The 16,314-nt window shown below is 49.4% G+C and carries 20 protein-coding genes; 10 read left to right on the top strand and 10 right to left on the bottom strand.

Annotated elements, in window-relative coordinates:
* The first annotated feature begins 17 nt into the window (after nucleotides 1-17).
* The gene (locus V5G20_RS14325) at nucleotides 18-839 is read left to right on the top strand and encodes an SPL family radical SAM protein (protein WP_122958548.1); all 822 of its coding nucleotides are present in this window, start codon (nucleotides 18-20) and stop codon (nucleotides 837-839) included.
* Between the two features lie 130 nt (nucleotides 840-969).
* Nucleotides 970-1,230: a DUF2573 family protein gene (locus tag V5G20_RS14320; RefSeq protein ID WP_003386754.1), complete on the top strand. Its 261-nt coding sequence runs from the start codon at nucleotides 970-972 to the stop codon at nucleotides 1,228-1,230.
* A 92-nt stretch (nucleotides 1,231-1,322) separates the two neighbouring features.
* Here the strand turns inward: V5G20_RS14320 and V5G20_RS14315 are convergent, their stop codons facing one another.
* The 6 genes from V5G20_RS14315 to V5G20_RS14290 form a co-directional block, all read right to left on the bottom strand.
* Nucleotides 1,323-1,916: a YdeI/OmpD-associated family protein gene (locus tag V5G20_RS14315; RefSeq protein ID WP_003386753.1), complete on the bottom strand. Its 594-nt coding sequence runs from the start codon at nucleotides 1,914-1,916 to the stop codon at nucleotides 1,323-1,325.
* Nucleotides 1,917-2,152: 236 nt separating this feature from the next.
* Complete coding sequence (gene nadE, locus V5G20_RS14310; RefSeq protein WP_031933015.1) at nucleotides 2,153-2,986, bottom strand: ammonia-dependent NAD(+) synthetase; 834 nt, start codon at nucleotides 2,984-2,986, stop codon at nucleotides 2,153-2,155.
* A complete protein-coding gene (gene nadD / locus V5G20_RS14305; protein ID WP_003386750.1) occupies nucleotides 2,986-3,630 on the bottom strand; it encodes a nicotinate (nicotinamide) nucleotide adenylyltransferase in 645 nt (214 codons plus the stop codon). Before nadD ends, nadE begins: the two co-directional genes overlap by 1 nt.
* Before the next feature lie 14 nt (nucleotides 3,631-3,644).
* Nucleotides 3,645-5,279 carry a nicotinate phosphoribosyltransferase gene (locus V5G20_RS14300; RefSeq protein WP_122958549.1) on the bottom strand — a complete coding sequence of 545 codons (1,635 nt, stop codon included), beginning with the start codon at nucleotides 5,277-5,279 and terminating at the stop codon, nucleotides 3,645-3,647.
* Between the two features lie 65 nt (nucleotides 5,280-5,344).
* A complete protein-coding gene (locus V5G20_RS14295) occupies nucleotides 5,345-5,899 on the bottom strand; it encodes a cysteine hydrolase family protein (RefSeq protein WP_122958550.1) in 555 nt (184 codons plus the stop codon).
* Nucleotides 5,900-5,976: 77 nt separating this feature from the next.
* Nucleotides 5,977-6,753 (bottom strand): NUDIX hydrolase, encoded by a 777-nt coding sequence (locus V5G20_RS14290; protein WP_003386747.1) that lies wholly within the window; start codon nucleotides 6,751-6,753, stop codon nucleotides 5,977-5,979.
* A gap of 753 nt (nucleotides 6,754-7,506) precedes the next feature.
* Here V5G20_RS14290 and V5G20_RS14285 point away from each other — a divergent pair.
* The 6 genes from V5G20_RS14285 to V5G20_RS14260 all read left to right on the top strand — a co-directional run bounded on the left by V5G20_RS14285 (nucleotide 7,507) and on the right by V5G20_RS14260 (nucleotide 12,167).
* Entirely contained in the window at nucleotides 7,507-8,226 is a 720-nt protein-coding gene (locus tag V5G20_RS14285; RefSeq protein WP_024984872.1) for a YebC/PmpR family DNA-binding transcriptional regulator, read from the top strand.
* 194 nt (nucleotides 8,227-8,420) lie between these two features.
* On the top strand, nucleotides 8,421-8,714 hold the full coding sequence (locus V5G20_RS14280) for a hypothetical protein (protein WP_024984873.1): 294 nt from the start codon (nucleotides 8,421-8,423) through the stop codon (nucleotides 8,712-8,714).
* Nucleotides 8,698-10,122, top strand: coding sequence for an FMN-binding glutamate synthase family protein (locus V5G20_RS14275; protein WP_003386743.1), 1,425 nt, complete (start codon nucleotides 8,698-8,700; stop codon nucleotides 10,120-10,122). The genes V5G20_RS14280 and V5G20_RS14275 overlap by 17 nt, the downstream gene beginning before the upstream one ends.
* A gap of 140 nt (nucleotides 10,123-10,262) precedes the next feature.
* Nucleotides 10,263-10,820 carry a spore coat protein gene (locus tag V5G20_RS14270; RefSeq protein WP_039071237.1) on the top strand — a complete coding sequence of 186 codons (558 nt, stop codon included), beginning with the start codon at nucleotides 10,263-10,265 and terminating at the stop codon, nucleotides 10,818-10,820.
* A 34-nt stretch (nucleotides 10,821-10,854) separates the two neighbouring features.
* Nucleotides 10,855-11,811 (top strand): hypothetical protein, encoded by a 957-nt coding sequence (locus V5G20_RS14265; protein WP_327934559.1) that lies wholly within the window; start codon nucleotides 10,855-10,857, stop codon nucleotides 11,809-11,811.
* Nucleotides 11,812-12,011: 200 nt separating this feature from the next.
* Entirely contained in the window at nucleotides 12,012-12,167 is a 156-nt protein-coding gene (locus V5G20_RS14260; RefSeq protein WP_003390366.1) for a hypothetical protein, read from the top strand.
* A gap of 74 nt (nucleotides 12,168-12,241) precedes the next feature.
* On the opposite strand, the gene V5G20_RS14255 is transcribed toward V5G20_RS14260, so the two are convergent.
* From V5G20_RS14255 to V5G20_RS14240, 4 genes are all read right to left on the bottom strand, one after another.
* A complete protein-coding gene (locus V5G20_RS14255) occupies nucleotides 12,242-13,699 on the bottom strand; it encodes a flavin monoamine oxidase family protein (protein ID WP_122958553.1) in 1,458 nt (485 codons plus the stop codon).
* A gap of 145 nt (nucleotides 13,700-13,844) precedes the next feature.
* Nucleotides 13,845-14,030, bottom strand: coding sequence for a type Z 30S ribosomal protein S14 (locus V5G20_RS14250; RefSeq protein ID WP_003390369.1), 186 nt, complete (start codon nucleotides 14,028-14,030; stop codon nucleotides 13,845-13,847).
* 192 nt (nucleotides 14,031-14,222) lie between these two features.
* The gene (locus V5G20_RS14245) at nucleotides 14,223-14,369 is read right to left on the bottom strand and encodes a hypothetical protein (RefSeq protein ID WP_155808015.1); all 147 of its coding nucleotides are present in this window, start codon (nucleotides 14,367-14,369) and stop codon (nucleotides 14,223-14,225) included.
* Nucleotides 14,370-14,489: 120 nt separating this feature from the next.
* Nucleotides 14,490-14,738 (bottom strand): YozQ family protein, encoded by a 249-nt coding sequence (locus V5G20_RS14240; RefSeq protein WP_243014197.1) that lies wholly within the window; start codon nucleotides 14,736-14,738, stop codon nucleotides 14,490-14,492.
* 191 nt (nucleotides 14,739-14,929) lie between these two features.
* Between V5G20_RS14240 and V5G20_RS14235 the strand changes: the two genes are divergently transcribed.
* The gene (locus tag V5G20_RS14235) at nucleotides 14,930-15,091 is read left to right on the top strand and encodes a hypothetical protein (protein WP_016696636.1); all 162 of its coding nucleotides are present in this window, start codon (nucleotides 14,930-14,932) and stop codon (nucleotides 15,089-15,091) included.
* A 79-nt stretch (nucleotides 15,092-15,170) separates the two neighbouring features.
* Nucleotides 15,171-16,256: a M42 family metallopeptidase gene (locus V5G20_RS14230; RefSeq protein WP_003390371.1), complete on the top strand. Its 1,086-nt coding sequence runs from the start codon at nucleotides 15,171-15,173 to the stop codon at nucleotides 16,254-16,256.
* Nucleotides 16,257-16,314 lie beyond the last annotated feature (58 nt).

Here is a 16,314-nt window from a genome sequence, read left to right as displayed (position 1 = left end):
AATAGGGGAGAGTCTTCATGAAAAGCGAGTTATTCTACAAGTACCCCAAATCGCTGCTTAACAAAGGGACAGGGTTTCTATCCGATTACAGCCACTCTCTCAATCCCTATACTGGCTGTGCTTTTGGATGCTCATACTGTTACGTGCGTCAGATGCCCGTCTCGACGTTTCGCGGCGCTGAATGGGGAACCTGGGTGGATGTGAAAAAGGAAGCTGCGGAGCTTTTGCACAAGGAGCTTCGCAAAGCCAAGGCCAAAGGCGAGGTAACGATATTCATGTCCTCGAGCACCGATCCTTATCAGCCTGTCGAGTATCGGGAAAAAGTGACGAGATCCCTGCTCGAGGTCATGACAGAGGAGCCGCCTGATTTTCTTTTTGTGCAAACCCGCAGTCCGCTTGTTTCCAGAGATGTCGATTTGTTATTGCAGCTCAAGGATCGTGTTCGGGTAAGCATGACCGTAGAAACGGACCTGGAGGAAATACGCAAGCACTTTACACCGGGCGCTCCGCCCATTGCAGCAAGATTAAAAGCGCTGCAGGAACTAGCAGATGCCGGTGTGCCGACGCAGGCGACGATTGCACCGCTACTTCCCAGCAGCGAAGACTTCCCCGTAAAGCTGAAGTCTTTGGTCAGCCGTGTCTGCGTCGATGATTATTTTATGGGGGACGGCAGCGGCGGGAGACGCACGGGAAGATTGGGGATTCGCGCATTGTACGAAGAACTTGGGATGGAAGAATGGTACGACCCGTCCGCTTATCGAATCGTCTACGACAGAATGAGACGGGTTTTTCCCGATCATCAGGTTTTCGTAAGTCAAAAGGGCTTTGCCCCGTTTTAATCAGGGGCAGGAAGGAGCATGTTTCATACAGATCTTTACCCACGTCCGGAATAACCTTTTCCCAGGGAGCAATATTTCGTAAAATAAAGCGAAGGAATAAACGTTGAATGCCGAAAGCGAGGGTAACTGCATGGACGATAAAAAAACGCCGCTCGTTCCAGAGCTTGATGAGCTCCTCTACAAATTCACTGAACTGTTGACGGGAGAAGCAACGCCAGAGCGCGTGGAAATGGTAAAGATCTGGTGCCTCTATACACATATGTCAAAAGCGATGCCGCCGCTGGTTCAACATTGGGCGAGCGAGCCGGAACATTTCGAAGCGCGCGACCAGATCCGGGGAATCATTGAGCAAATCAAGCAGTGGAACCAAACAAAAAACCAGAAGCACTGAAAATAGTAGAAACGGTTGCGGTGAAAGGGCTTGGTGCATGCTGCCAAGCCTTTTCACCGTGTGAGAGTCGAATAAACGGACGATTGTAGTCGTTAATCATTCAATCCTTTTCCATCGAGAATTTGCGGTATACATTTTTCTACCCTTGACGCTCGCGTTTTGGATTGTTTGGGTGATGAAAAATAAAGAAGGTAGGCTCTTTGCCGTCCCGGCGTCAATGCTTCAAAAGCAGTTTTCAAGGCAGGGTTTTCATCTAGTTTCATTTGAAATTCTTCCGCAACGCTGTAGTCCGTATGCTTTTTAAAATCCACTTCCAAACCGGCTTTTTCAACTTCAATCGCTTCATGAATATAGGCTTTCAAGACGGTTTCCAGTTCAATGATTTCTTCAACATTGGTGAACCGAATCTGGCGAGCCGCCTGTACATTCTCCGTTTGTTGAACGAGAATCCCATGGGTATCCTGTAGCAAGGCACCTTTGTGAAACAGAAGCGCGCAGTATTCTTTAAATCCGTGTATTAACACTATGTTTTTATTCTCATACGTGTAGCAAGGATGCATCCACTTCCATTCTTCTGTCAGCTCACAGTCAAGAACAATATTTCTCAGCTTTTCATATTCTGCCTTCCACTTTTCCGCTTTGCTTACGAATTCGTCAACCTTAGGATTCAATTTGCTATTTGCCATCAAGGAGCACCCCTCATCAATTTCTCGTTGAGCTGACAGTCAAGAATAACCGTTTTTGATCCATTCAATTCTCTTCTGTAATCTTTCGGACCGCCAATTTTATTTCATTCCAAATTCTACCTCACTCGGAAGCATGATCTCAATCATAATCTTGCGTACTTTGCAGATAACTGCCCACAGCGAGACGGCTTACAAAAAAGAACCTCCGGCTTCGCATTATCTCCGGAGGTTCCTGCTCATTTCCACCATCTGTCAAAAGGAGTCACAGGGAGGCTGCGCTTGTGCATGGTCACGTCATATTGTCGTTCGATCTTTTCTTTCACTTCGGCTGATACAGCTTGATTCGTCAAGTATTTATCCAAATCGTCGTAAGAGAATCCAAGTGCGACCTCATCGGGCAGCAGCGGCCGGTTGTCTTCGAGATCGGCAGTAGGGGTTTTCATATAGAGATGCTCCGGTGCGCCCACGTATTGGAGTAGTTGACGCACTTGGCCTTTCGTCAACCCGGTGATGGGGGCGACATCGGCTGCACCGTCTCCGAATTTCGTGAAAAACCCTGTAGCGGCTTCCGGCGCCTGATCTGTGCCCAGGACGAGGAGGCCGAAATGGCCAGCTATGTCATATTGGACCTTCATGCGTTCACGCGCTTTTGTGTTCCCTTTGTGGAAATCGGAGAGAGCCGCACCGGTCGCCAGTTGGAATTGCTCCATGGAAGCATCGACGGCGGGCTTGATGTTTACCGTAATCGTGTTATGTGGACGAATGAATCTTATTGCTTTTTGAGCATCATCTTCATCCAACTGCTGGCCGTAGGGGAGGCGGACAGCGACAAATCGGTATTCCTTGCCCGTCTCCTTGGCTGCTTCATCGCAGGCAACCCGGGCCATATAGCCGGTCAGCGTAGAATCAACCCCGCCGCTGATCCCCACCACATATCCTTTTGCACCTGTTTTCAACAGGTATTCTTTTAAAAAATCCACCCGAAAGCGCAGCTCTTCCTCTGCGTCGATCGTTGCCCGAACATGCAAGCTCTCTATGATTTTCTCTTGCTTTGTCAAGTTCCTGTTCATTAGCGGCCAACCTCTTTCGTGTACAACTGATTCTTGTAAATGTAGTCGAGTACCAGGTCGGGAAGCAGGAAGCTCGGATCGCCGCCATTGCGAATTTCTCCGCGGATATAGCTGGAGCTGATGCCCATACTGATGCCTTTTGACATCGTGAGGAAGTTTTCGTCATTGTTTCTGAGCAGCGGGTCCTTTGCGATCAAGTCATCCATGTGATAGCCTTCCCGAGACATGACAATAAACTTGTGGTTTTTCACCAATTTCTCTGCATTTCCCCAGCGGGACAATCCTTCCAACAGATCGGCGCCCATGATGAAGAAAATCTCGTCGTCCGGAAACTGCTTGCGAAAGTGCTCCATGGTGTCATAGGTATAGGTTTCGCCAGGGAGCGCATTCATTTCAACCAAAGAGATTTCGAACAAAGGCTCCCCGAATCGGTTGGTTTTGTTTTTGCAGGTTCCCAAAGCAAGCTCGAGCATTTTGACGCGATGCCGGTCTTCCGTTTGCAGAATCTTGTCTCTGCGCATGGAGGAGCAGGGGGTAAAGTACACCTTATCGAGGCGCTTGCGGCTCGCTACCGCAGCTGCCGTAAACATGTGGGAATACGTAATGGGGTCAAAGCTGCTGCCGTATATACCGATTCGTCGCATGGTCGAATCCTCCCTTATTCCATAAGAGCAAATTGCCTTTTTTCGTGGATCAGCTTCTCTTTCAACTCTTTCAATTCGTCAGACAACGATACCGGGTACACCTCCGGGTTGTCGAGGCGCAAATACTCCTCCCAAAACGTATTCTTCTGTGCCAGATGGAAACGGCGGGATTGTTCGAGTGTCGGAGTTTTGTAAACCCGCTTTCCGTGTTCAAAGATCGGGACGAGCAAGGGGACAGCCCGAAAATTGACCACGCGTTTGCTCTTTAACGGGTTCGTCGGATGCTTCAGCACAATTTCTTTGACATGCCCGATTTCTTCATGCTCCAGGCAAATGTAGTCGCCCTTGGCCATTCCGTCCTGATCGTACAGCCGATACACTTTTTTAATGCCCGGATTCAGGATCTTGTCGATATTTTCGGAGATTTTGATCAATGCCATCCAATCCTTTTCCGTCTTGCGGGCCACGATTTTGTGGACGCCGCCGAGTGCCGGGCTGTCGTAAGCGGTGATGTACTTGGTGCCGATGCCCCATATGTCGATTTTGGCTCCCTGATATTTGAGGGAAGTGATCGTGTACTCGTCCAGATCGCTGGATGCGGCTATCTTGACATCGTGCAAGCCGGCATTATCGAGCATTTTCCGGGCTCTTTTGGAAAAGAAGGCGAGGTCCCCGCTGTCCAGGCGAATCCCGCTCAGCTTGTGACCGCGTTCCTGCATGATCTTGCCGACCTTGATCGCATTTGGAATACCCGACCCGAGCACATCGAAGGTATCGACCAGCAAAATGCTTTTCGCCGGAAACACCTCTGCGAATGCAAGGAACGCTTCCAGTTCATTCGGGAAAAACTGCACGAACAGATGGGCATGGGTTCCGGTTGTCGGGACACCGTATTGTTTGCCTGCCTTCATGTTGGAAGAGTAATGGAATCCCGCTATATAGGCGGCACGGGCTCCTTGTACGGAGGCGTCACGTCCTTGGGCTCTTCTTTTGCCCATTTCGATGACCGTCTGACCTTCGGCCGCAGTCATAATCCGCGAAGCCTTGGTCATGAGCAGAGACTCGCTGTTCACGGTATTCAGCAACTGGGCTTCAATCCAGACGCATTCCATGATCGGGGCCACAATCCGGATATAGGGCGTGTTCGGAAAAACGATCTGGCCTTCTTCCATGGCATAAAGCTGACCAGTGAATCGCAGCGAGCGCAGTTCAGCGAGAAATTCTTCATCGTACAGTTGCTTGCTGCGGAGGTATTCGATGTCGCTCTCGTTGAAGTAGAGATTTTCTACGATGTCGATCAGCTGGTGAAGTCCGCAAAAGGCGACGTATCCGCCAAGCTCTCCCGTATGGTCGCCAACCGGTTTTACAAAAGGCGCCTTGCGGTAGAAGTCGTCGAAAACGACAGGCGTTTGGTGCAAGCCCTTCTTGTACAGGGCATACATCATGTTGATCGCGTATTCGTCTACGTCGAGACCGTAATCTCTGGAAGGATCGAAGAAGGGCAGAATCTCGAAGTCTGCCGTCTGGCCGCACGCAGAGCAGGGATTCACCTGATCCGAGATGCGAAAATTTGGTTGCTTGCAGGAATTGCAAATATGGACAAAACGATATACTTTCGGATCAATCGCATCAAAAATGGTCCTTTTCATCCGTTCCCAATCCTTTCTGCTCCGGCAAAGGGAGTTGTAAGAGAGGGGAGAGGAGGCTCCCCTGGTCAAGCTTTCGATACAACCTTCATGCCCATCTGGTTTTTAAAGTGACCCAATGCCCATTCGTGACCGGCAGGATTGAAGCTTGCCACGGCATCCTCGTGAATGACTACCTCGTACCCGAGATACCAGGCCGAAACGGCAGTATGGAGAACACAAATATCCGTGCAAACGCCGACAAGATGGATTTCCCGGATGCCCCGCGCCTGAAGCTGGAGAGCCAAATCTGTTCCCTCAAAGGAGCTGTATCTCGTTTTGTCCATCCAGTAAATCGCCGCTTCATTTTCCAGGTAGAGATCGTGCAGCGCTCCATATAGATGGCGTCCCTTTGTGCCCATGATATTGTGCGGGGGATAGAGGGCGGTTTCCGGATGGTAAGGATCGTTTTCTTTGTGGCCATCCACAGCCATGACGACATAATCTCCATTTTGCAGAAACTCATTGGTTAGCTCGCAAATCCGCTTCTCGATGTTTTGTCCGGGTTCTCCGCAAGTCAGGGCACCGTCTGCAGCAACGAAATCATTCGTATAATCGATGACAATCAACGCTTTTTTGCTCATCATCATGACCTCCCGAAAATCAAAATGTATTTTTGATATTGTCAAAATAACCTTATCGTTACTTAAAAAAAGATGGACTAATAGATCGTTAAAAAGGGGACGTAGTCCGTGAAACGGTACAGTTTCGCCTTGTTTTGCGAGTATTCATTCGAATATTTGATCCGGTCTTGCGAGTCCCGGGCGACTTCAATGATCCCTTTTCTCGTTTTGGTGCCCACTAATTTTTTCTCAAAGTTTGATCTATCCACTGTATATGTCGGCACTACCGTTTCGATGACCTGGAGCAGCTCGGATAACGTGAATTCTTCCGGCAGGAATTCCTTGGCGATGTTGGTTTGCAGCATTTTTTCCTGGATGCGTTTGAGCGCATCCTCCAATATCTTGTTATGGTCAAAAGCAAGCTTCATCGACAAGGCTTCTTCCACTGTAAACAAGCGAGCATCAACTGCGTCGTCATCCGCTTTAAAACCGGAAAGGCTTTTCTCGTTCACCAGAGCGTAGTAGGCGACCGTGGGAATCCAGCCTCCCGGATCTCTTCCCGGAGTGTAGTAGGCTTTCAGTTGTTCGATATGGACGTTTTCGTTCAGGATGTGGGTTTCTTCTCTCAATTCCCGCTCGGCACAAGCGTCGAGAGTCTCGTGTTCATTGGAAAAACCGCCGGGAAAAGCCCAGTAGCCTGGAAACCGGTCGCTGTTCGGATCGCGCTGGATGAGCAGGATCTTCAGCTTTCTCTCCGGAAGCGACTTGTTTTTTGTATCTTTTCTGGGCTCGGATGTGATTGTAAAAATGCATATATCGGTAGGCAGACCATCCGGAGAACGAAAGACCGGCTTTGAAACGGATGCAGAATTCAAATTTGTCTCCTCCTTTCTGCATCGTCTTGGCTTTATTTTACAAGGTGGAAATTACATTGTCAATACGGTATGGTTAAAAACACCATATGATTTTATTCTATGTTTCTTTATTGAGTAGTAGACCGGTAGTGACAGCATATCTTTTTATTGACGTTAACGTAAACGTAAGGGTATGTCTATGGTAGAATAGCAAAGAAAGGATGCTCCTAGACGCAATGAGAAAGGCCGTGATCGGCATGCTATGCAGCAAAATTTTGATGCCTTTCGGTGGATCGGCGTTAGCCAAAAAAGCACTGGAAAAAGCGGTCAAGCTGTCGTGCAGCATGCTCATATTCCGGTGCTGCTCGTAAAATATGAACCGGATTCGCGGAAAATGATAGCTCGTACTGAGAAAATCGCCTTCATTCAGAGGACATTTTTTAGGAATGCAAGAAAAACAATCTGCTGCGAACCGAAAGGAAAGCGATCGAGGTTTCTGATAGAGAGAGCCATTCTGTTTATGTTATAATAGGTACCGTCTTTCTTGAATTGGCTGCAGATTCAGGAGGTATGCCATTTCATTTTTTCCGCCGCTCAGTTTCAGGCATAGCCGGTTTTATAAACATCCCTGCTCCGGCATTGTTTTATAATTTCCTCTTGTGAACTGGATATCTTTCATTTAGTATTTTTTTGTCAGCAATCATTTCGTTGCTATGAACCTCCTCTTGAGGGGAGCAGCCTTAATTTGAAACCGTCGAAAGAGAGTGGGACATTATGGGTCGTAAATGGAACAATATCAAGGAAAAAAAAGCGTCAAAGGATGCCAATACCAGTCGGATATATGCAAAGTTCGGTAAAGAAATTTACGTTGCAGCCAAACAGGGAGAACCGGACCCGGAATCCAATCGCGCCCTGAAGGTCGTGCTTGAGCGCGCAAAAACGTACAGCGTACCGAAAGCGATCATTGACCGGGCCATCGAAAAGGCAAAAGGCGGTTCCGAAGAAAGCTACGACGAGCTGCGTTATGAAGGCTTCGGACCAAATGGATCGATGATCATCGTCGATGCACTGACCAACAACGTAAACCGTACTGCTTCCGAAGTCCGTGCAGCCTTTAATAAAAATGGCGGCAACATGGGCGTGAGCGGTTCGGTAGCCTATATGTTCGATGCAACTGCCGTTATCGGTGTCGAAGGCAAAACTGCGGAAGAAGTTCTCGAATTGCTCATGGAAGCGGATGTGGACGTACGCGACATTCTGGACGAAGACGGATCGGTGATCGTCTACGCGGAGCCAGACCAGTTTCACGCCGTACAGGAAGCGTTCAAAAATGCCGGCGTCACTGAGTTTACCGTTGCAGAGCTGACCATGCTCGCGCAAAATGAAGTGACACTTCCCGAAGACGCGCAAGCTCAATTTGAAAAATTGATTGATGCACTGGAAGATCTGGATGATGTCCAGCAGGTGTACCACAATGTAGATTTGGCGGAGTAAATGCTTGGCGCCGGTCCCGGCGAAAGGGACGTCCTTGCAAGCCAACTGAATCAACTCGATATTTCATATAAGAATCGAAAAACTGTCCCTTCAAAAGAGGGGACGGTTTTTTTATTTGCTCAGGACAAAAAAAGCATAGAACTTACAAACATTGGTTAATGTATAAACAAAATGGAAAGGGCAGGTGCCATGCAATGAATGCCAACCAAGAACTGAAGAACACGCTTTCGTATATCCATTCCGAGCTGAATCGGATCGAAACGATGGCCGGAACGCTGTCTACCATTGAGCACGACCATTACAAAAAGCTCACGAATTTCGATGACCGAAACCTGGTCGATATTGCCGTGGAAGAACAGAATGCTGCCCGCCAGCTTGGCACCATGAAGCACATGTGCTTGGCGATGACCCAAAAATTAGAGGGGCTCATAAACGCACTAGACGGTGGTGAACCGGGGGAGAGTGGGCAACGTGCTGAGACTCATTGAAAACTTCATCCGTTCGGCTATTAACGAAACGGTGGATAAAGCAGTAACGAGAATGATGAGGGATCAATACATTGAAAACCTGTTTGAGATGGTGCCTGCCACGAAAAAGGTTGGACCGATCAACCTTATGGAAATCGCGATGCGGGCTGCCCAGGGAACACCCGTCCCTCGTCCGCTTGGCAGTCACCTTCACTTTTCCCCGTGGGAGAAAATCTTGTTTAATCCCGTACATTTATTCCGCTTTCCAACACCAGAAAATGTAGGGATCAAGACTTCTGTCACGATCGGCCACCGCGCGCGAAAACCATTGACCATCTCCATGCCGATCATGATCGCAGCGATGTCGTTTGGAGGGGCGCTTAGCAAGAGTACAAAAATTGCGTTGGCCAAGGCGGCTGCGGCTGCGGGGACAGCGACCAATACAGGGGAAGCAGGTCTGCTCGAGGAGGAGCGGGAAGCCGCTCGCTTGCTGATCGGTCAATACAATCGCGGCGGCTGGTTGAATACCCCTGACAAGTACAACCGTCTGGATGCCATTGAGATTCAATTGGGACAAGGCGCCCAGGGATCAGCCTACCAGCGGACGACAGCAAAAAACATCGGTGAAGATTACCGAAAGGTTTTTGAGCTTCGCGAAGGGGAGGATGCGCTTATTCATTCGCGTCTTCCGGGGGTAAATACAAAAGAAGATTTTATTCAGCTCGTCAGGCGGCTTCGGGATGAGACGGGTGTACCGGTCGGGCTCAAAATCGCAGCAACCCATCACCTGGAAAAAGAGCTGCAAATTGCGGTAGAGGCCGGGGTAGATTTCGTTACGCTGGATGGAGCAGAGGGTGGAACCCATGGAGGAGCGCCGACGCTTCAGGATGATGTGGGGCTGCCGACTCTTTTTGCGATCACGAGGGCAACAGAATTTTTTGCCCGCAAAGGCGTTTTCCGGGATGTCAGTCTACTGGCCACAGGCGGACTTGTAACGCCGGGGCAAATGCTCAAAGCGATAGCACTGGGTGCAGATGCAGTCTATATCGGCACCGCAGCACTCATGGCGCTCGTGAGCGAACAAATGGTCAAGTCGGTTCCGTTTGAACCTCCCACCAGTTTGCTGGTTTATACGGGAAAAATGACGGATCAGCTAGATATTGACCAGGCGTCGACCAATTTGTTTCGGTACCTCAACGCTTGTGTGACAGAAATGGAATTGGTTGCTGTATCAGCAGGAAAAACCGCTTTATCCGACATTTCCAAAGCTGACCTTTGCACGCTTGACCCGTTTCTCGCAAAAGCAACCGGCATTCAGCTGGGGTACGTTTCGCCCGAGAATCAAGATCGTTTCTTCGAAGAAACCAAACCCGTGTTCGATCAGACCGAAGAGCGCTTTGCAGAAACACAGCCTTCCACTTTTCACTAGCAGAATGAATTATTTTTCTCCAGAGCCATCATACGGGGTGGAATTTCCTTACTCCGCAGATACATAAAGGCAAATTTGCCCGGGAAGTCTATGATGGGATGTACTATGTACACCAAACCATATGAAGAGGAGGTGCATATATGCAACGGTTTGCCGCACATGAATTTTTGGAAACGCAAGAAGCGCTGCGCTCCAAGCATGCGGAGATCGAAATGCATGGCTTATTTGCCGAAATGGCACAGGATCCGCAACTGAAAAACATGGTTCTCAATCACCAACGCCAAATCATGAATGCCTATCAGCAAGGGATCAATCTGTTGATGGGGAAGGGTGTAAACGTAGCAGCCACTCCCCAACTGGCTCAAATCCGTACGACTGAGCCAGCGACCGTCGGGCTGAATCAGCCTCAGATGATGGCGCCAAATCCACATCCAACCCGCCTTTCTGATATGACGATCGCAACAATCATGCTCAACTGGCACAAGGCCGGTTCCGCCATCGGTATGCTCTGGGCTAGTGAATGCGTAGACCCGCAAATCAGACAATATCATGTTAATGGAGCCAATCTGTGCCAACAAATGGCCTATGAAACATGGCAGTATATGAATATGAGAGGGTTCTACCAAACGCCGCAGCTAGCAGACCATACGATGAACACGATGATCAATGCTTACCAGCAACAGCCAGCAATGGCTTAAGTTATGAACCACATTAAAAAGGAGGAACACAAACATGTTTACCAATCAAACACTCTCCAATAACTTCGGTGGAGCCCAAGCGATTTTCCAACCAGGCTTTGCAGGGACCAACCCGCAGCAAGTAAGACAGGATATCGCCCGTGAAGGCGGATTTGGACAAGCTGGCTTCTCCGGCGGCTTCACCCAGCAAGCTTCCCCGGCTGCATTCGGCGGAGCCCAAGCTGTATTCCAACCAGGCTTTGCAGGCACCAACCCGCAGCAAGTAAGACAGGATATCGCTCGTGAAGGCGGATTTGGACAAGCTGGCTTCTCCGGCGGCTTCACCCAGCAAGCTTCCCCGGCTGCATTCGGCGGAGCCCAAGCGATTTTCCAACCAGGCTTTGCAGGCACCAACCCGCAGCAAGTAAGACAGGACATCGCTCGTGAAGGCGGATTTGGACAAGCTGGCTTCTCCGGCGGCTTCACCCAGCAAGCTTCCCCGGCTGCATTCGGCGGAGCCCAAGCGATTTTCCAACCGGGCTTTGCAGGCACCAACCCGCAGCAAGTAAGACAGGACATCGCCAGTGAAGGCGGATTTGGACAAGCTGGCTTCTCCGGCGGTTTCACCCAGCAAGCTGGATTCGGCGGAGCGCAAGCTGTATTCCAACCGGGCTTTGCAGGCACCAACCCGCAGCAAGTAAGACAAGACATCGCTCGTGAAGGCGGATTCGGTCAAGCTGGCTTCGCTGGCGGCTTCACCCAGCAAGCAGGATTCGGCGGAGCCCAAGCAGTGTTCCAACCGGGCTTTGCAGGCACCAATCCGCAGCAAGTAAGACAAGATATCGCTCGTGAAGGCGGATTCGGCCAAGCTGGCTTCGCTGGCGGCTTCACCCAGCAAGCTTCCCCGGCAGCTTTCGGCGGAGCCCAAGCAGTGTTCCAGCAAGGCTTTGCCGGTACCAACCCGCAGCAAGTAAGACAAGATATCGCTCGTGAAGGCGGATTCTTGGCTTAAAAAACGCGGCAAGAAGACTTTCATAAGACAATGCCAGCCAGTGTGTAGAGATGCGCTATCAAAACACACTGGTTTCTCCATTTGCAGGCAAAGTATGAGCTGACGGAAAGAAGACTGTTTTGATGATTGACACATGTGACGCTTCCTGATGAGAAGAAAAACCGATATACGCAACAACAACAGTGAAAGGAGGTTTTGAGATGAAAAAACCGGACGAGAAGCCGAACGGAAATGAAGAACTGCAGGTACTGGGCACTCACGCAGCGGGAGCAACCGACCTCTTCCAAACCAGCAAAGCGCAAAAGGACACGGAGGTACAACCGCCTGAACACCCTGGAGGAGCGGGGACAGGGTAAACGGAACAACAGACGAAAAACCAGGTCAAATCAGCCTGGTTTTTTTACGCAACGCAGATTGCTGTTTGCAGTTGTCAGTCTGCTTGATTCACTTCGTAAGCGGCCCGAATTCCGGATTCGATGGCTCCTTGTATCCAACTGCGAAAATGAGAAGTGTGTTCCCCGGCAAAATGAATGTTCCCTTCAGGTAACGCTATATAGGGTGAAAGATCTTTCTCCTGGTTCGGTTTAAACATCGAAAAAGCTCCTGCAGAGTATGGGTGCAAAGCCCAGTTCTGGACAAATCCGGACACAAAATATCGCTTTGTCTGTTCTCCGTGAATTTCTGCCAGGTCTCCCAGAGCTTCTTCCACTTGCACTTGCCTGCTCATGCTTACCCAGGGCAACGCATCATCCTCCCATGTATAGCTGGCTAGCACAACGCCCTCTGCGTCCCCGAAACGATGGCTAGGATAGTAGGCAAAACGGATGGGCAAGTCGGTAACCGTTTGCCCTCCAAACATGCCTGCGTCTTCCCAAAAACGACGTGAAAATTGAATGCCAATTTTCGTAGAGGATACGTAGTGAAGCTGGTGAATGGCCTTCCATTTGTAATAGGAAAAAAGATCGTAGGGCTGTACCTCGATAAAGTTCATGAGAGAAAACGGGATCGTCAAGATGAGGCGGTCAGCTGTGAACTCCAGTTTTTGCATTGTGTTCGTATCGATTGCGCTTAGCCGAAGATAGTTGCCGCTCAGCGAAAGGGACGTTACCTTCATCGAAAACAAAATGTGATCGCTCAATTGATTGAAAAAAGCGTTGGGAAGCTGATCATTCCCACCCGTAATCTCATAAAATTCTGACTCTGGTGCAATCGCGATGATGTTTCGCAGCACTTCGAGAAAACTCAACTCGGGAAAGCCTTCGAACGCCAGCAGGACCTTGATCATATCTACAGCTTCGGCGGTGAGAGAAGGGCCAAGAGGATTGTAGCGAAGAAATGTCTCCATGGAGTACCGATCCAAGGCCTCGATTATTCTGGGCCAGTTTCTTTCAGGATCTTGCCTGATGAAGTCTATAACAGGTTGGGCTACCAGGCGGATTAGGTCTTCAGCTGTCTTTCCGCTCTCTTTTTTTGCTACGGGAAAGTTCAGGATATCAGGGCTTCTTTCATAGATCCTTCGACGAGTCTTGACGCCGTTTACATAGATCAAATCATTTGGGGTTTGATTGATAAATTTGTTTACCGGCAGTTTGTACTTTCGAATATAAGCCAAAGTCAGAGAATGACTGCGCGGGATTCTCATGGCGCCAGCCTCGAAATAGTGACCTTCTGAAAAAGGGGAACGTACAGTAAAAATGCGTCCGCCAACCCGCCGAGATGCTTCCAAAATGGTTACGTCATGTCCGGCCTCCTTTAACAAGGAACCGGCCACTAGTCCTGCCATGCCCGCTCCCGCAATCAATACCCTTTGAGGTTTATTTGAACGTTCCAGACCGTGGTGAATGATCCGGACCATTTGATCAAGAGAAAGACTGTTTAGGACAGGCATAGAATTCCCCTCTGTTTTATCAGAATAAAGTGCATTATACGATTATGACCTGCGGTTCACGATTATGCCAAAGCTCCCTGTACGACGAATAAAAAAATAACGTCTCCTGACAGCAGGAAACGTTATCATTATGCAAAGCCAGTCCTCACCAGCTTGCCTTTTTCACGCCTGGAATTTGCCCCTTGTAAGCAAGCTCTCGGAAGCAAATACGGCAAAGCTGAAATTTGCGAAGAACAGAGTGTGGACGTCCGCAGCGCTGGCATCGAGTATATGCCCGCACCTTGAATTTCGGCGTCCGCTGTTGCTTGACGATGATCGATGTTTTTGCCATACAACCTCCTGTACATTTTATTCTTGCCTTCGGTTGGCAAGTCTTTTATCGTACCATCATCCACGAAAAATAGATAGTGGTAAGTACAAGAGACGTTGAATAGTAAGCAGCAGGCAGCGCTCCAGCCGAACAGCACGAACGTGCGTTCTCCAAGCAGCGCGCTGCGGAAGTCATGGCAGTCAGACTACAAATTTATTCAGATTCCCGGGTGTTATAGACCCCAGGTGTCGTCCGTTTCATTTCCGCATTCTTTTGTTCCGGTTCATTCTGTACTTTTTCAGCACTCTTGGCAAAACCTTCCGCCTTCAGCCTCTCGACTAAAAGTTCCTTGTCGTTCATAATCTCACTCCCGTATTTGTGGCGTAGGGGCAGTCTATTTCCCCTCATTTTCTATCATGAGCAGAGTGGCATTCATTCATGAAAGAATTTGTCTATGTAAGATGCAACCAATGCCTTTGATCAGGAATTGCTGTCTGCTTCCTCAAACATACTCTCGTATCCGGTCCGAGGAATATCGAGATTTTTCTCGCCAGCATTTTCGTCCATTTTCCCATCATTCGTACCTTCCATATAATCATCGCTAACCTGTTCATGGGTCATGGCCAATCCCTGTTCAGAAAAGGCACGGCTGCTGTAATCAGATGGCTCGTATGTCTTGTCGGCAATCTCGTTTGCGGCGTTGGTCAATTCGTCATTGCGGTTCTTCATCGTATCCCTCCTTTACGCGGATATCCTTAAATTAGGTGACTTTGAGCGGAATTATGCATGCCGCAAAAACGGTCCAAACTGGCGTAAAGTCGATCCTCAGATCAATGGAGAAGCCAGGGCGGCCGGCATAAAACAAGTACAGATGACGCACAGTATAATGACGAATTTGAACAGAGGGGAAGAAGGAAACAATGGCTGAGGAAATCAAGCAGGAAGTGCAAACTGTACGGATTCCTGAGACGGGTGAAACGATGGAAGCAAAGACATACTCGGGCAAGGAGCTTTTCTTGAAAGAAAATGCAGATGAAAAGGACGAAGCGTACGCGAAGCTGTGGGAGGATGACAGACTGTAGACCTGGCTTGCCGGAGTGATGCGGGACATAGACAGGTTCAATGGAAAAAAGGTCATTCTACCACGAGGAGTGATAACAAATGGACAAAGAGCTGCAATTGATGAAGGAACTGACTGAGGCGGCAGGCCCTCCCGGTTTTGAAGTCAGAGTACATCGCTTGATGAAAGAAAAGCTCTCTGCATTGACTCAAGAAATCATCACTGACAATTTGGGAAGCATCGTTGGTCAACACGGGAATGCCGGTCCAAAAATTCTTTTGGCTGCTCATATGGACGAAGTGGCCTTTATGGTCACACATATTACAAAAGAGGGCTTCCTCCGCCTGCAGCCGCTTGGCGGGTGGTGGGGGCACGTCATGCTGGCCCAGCGGGTAAAGGTTCTGTCGCGCAAGGGTGATCTCACAGGCGTGATCGGCTCAAAGGCCCCGCATATTTTATCGATCGAAGAGAGAAAAAACGTCCTGGAGATCAGCAATATGTTTGTAGACATCGGTGCTACCAGCAAGGAAGAGGCTGAAGAATTCGGAGTCGAGGTAGGCGATCCGATCATCCCGATTTGTCCGTTCGAGGTTTTGCCGAATCCCAAAATGCTCTTGGCAAAAGCTTGGGATAATCGCGCAGGCTGTTTCGTGACTTTGCAGGTTTTCAAGCAAATATGCCAAGAATCGCATCCCAATACGGTATTCTGCGGAGCTACGGTACAGGAGGAAGTAGGACTGCGGGGAGCAGTAACCCTGTCTCACAAAGTTTCTCCAGACATTGCGTTTGCCCTGGATGTAGGCGTAGCAGGAGACACACCCGGAATGAGCCACAAGGAAGGGCATTCCAAACTGGGGGCCGGTCCGCTACTTGGCTTTTATGACAGCAGCATGATTCCGCATTTGAACCTACGGGATTTTGTCATCGACACCGCCAAAGAAAACAAGATTCCTTACCAGACGGATATCATGCCTGGCGGCGGTACAGACGCCGGAAAAATACATATGGCACACAATGGCGTACCGTCCATGGTGATCAGCGTTCCGGCTCGTTATATTCATAGCCATGTGTCCATCGTGCACCGCGATGATCTGGACAATGCCGTGAAGCTGCTCGTCAGCCTGATCAAGAAGCTTGACGAAGAAACGGTTGGCAAAATAAAGGGTATGGATGCGCGGGGGCGATAAGATACCCCCAGCGAATCGTCCGTTTATGTTCGTAGCCATCAGGCGAGTGTGAGATTCC

It is taken from the genome of Brevibacillus borstelensis (assembly GCF_036700025.1).
Classification (GTDB): Bacteria; Bacillota; Bacilli; order Brevibacillales; family Brevibacillaceae; genus Brevibacillus; species Brevibacillus borstelensis.
The sequence above is the reverse complement of the archived record's forward strand: the minus strand, read 5'-3'. Positions and strand labels throughout refer to the sequence as shown.

What these genes read in the sequence shown, in the direction of transcription:
- V5G20_RS14325 (WP_122958548.1), top strand. Translation starts at nt 18, where the DNA reads ATGAAAAGCGAGTTATTCTACAAGTACCCCAAATCGCTGCTTAACAAA.
- V5G20_RS14320 (WP_003386754.1), top strand. Translation starts at nt 970, where the DNA reads ATGGACGATAAAAAAACGCCGCTCGTTCCAGAGCTTGATGAGCTCCTC.
- V5G20_RS14315 (WP_003386753.1), bottom strand. Translation starts at nt 1,916, where the DNA reads ATGGCAAATAGCAAATTGAATCCTAAGGTTGACGAATTCGTAAGCAAA.
- nadE (WP_031933015.1), bottom strand. Translation starts at nt 2,986, where the DNA reads ATGAACAGGAACTTGACAAAGCAAGAGAAAATCATAGAGAGCTTGCAT.
- nadD (WP_003386750.1), bottom strand. Translation starts at nt 3,630, where the DNA reads ATGCGACGAATCGGTATATACGGCAGCAGCTTTGACCCCATTACGTAT.
- V5G20_RS14300 (WP_122958549.1), bottom strand. Translation starts at nt 5,279, where the DNA reads ATGAAAAGGACCATTTTTGATGCGATTGATCCGAAAGTATATCGTTTT.
- V5G20_RS14295 (WP_122958550.1), bottom strand. Translation starts at nt 5,899, where the DNA reads ATGAGCAAAAAAGCGTTGATTGTCATCGATTATACGAATGATTTCGTT.
- V5G20_RS14285 (WP_024984872.1), top strand. Translation starts at nt 7,507, where the DNA reads ATGGGTCGTAAATGGAACAATATCAAGGAAAAAAAAGCGTCAAAGGAT.
- V5G20_RS14280 (WP_024984873.1), top strand. Translation starts at nt 8,421, where the DNA reads ATGAATGCCAACCAAGAACTGAAGAACACGCTTTCGTATATCCATTCC.
- V5G20_RS14270 (WP_039071237.1), top strand. Translation starts at nt 10,263, where the DNA reads ATGCAACGGTTTGCCGCACATGAATTTTTGGAAACGCAAGAAGCGCTG.
- V5G20_RS14265 (WP_327934559.1), top strand. Translation starts at nt 10,855, where the DNA reads ATGTTTACCAATCAAACACTCTCCAATAACTTCGGTGGAGCCCAAGCG.
- V5G20_RS14260 (WP_003390366.1), top strand. Translation starts at nt 12,012, where the DNA reads ATGAAAAAACCGGACGAGAAGCCGAACGGAAATGAAGAACTGCAGGTA.
- V5G20_RS14255 (WP_122958553.1), bottom strand. Translation starts at nt 13,699, where the DNA reads ATGCCTGTCCTAAACAGTCTTTCTCTTGATCAAATGGTCCGGATCATT.
- V5G20_RS14250 (WP_003390369.1), bottom strand. Translation starts at nt 14,030, where the DNA reads ATGGCAAAAACATCGATCATCGTCAAGCAACAGCGGACGCCGAAATTC.
- V5G20_RS14245 (WP_155808015.1), bottom strand. Translation starts at nt 14,369, where the DNA reads ATGAACGACAAGGAACTTTTAGTCGAGAGGCTGAAGGCGGAAGGTTTT.
- V5G20_RS14240 (WP_243014197.1), bottom strand. Translation starts at nt 14,738, where the DNA reads ATGAAGAACCGCAATGACGAATTGACCAACGCCGCAAACGAGATTGCC.
- V5G20_RS14235 (WP_016696636.1), top strand. Translation starts at nt 14,930, where the DNA reads ATGGCTGAGGAAATCAAGCAGGAAGTGCAAACTGTACGGATTCCTGAG.
- V5G20_RS14230 (WP_003390371.1), top strand. Translation starts at nt 15,171, where the DNA reads ATGGACAAAGAGCTGCAATTGATGAAGGAACTGACTGAGGCGGCAGGC.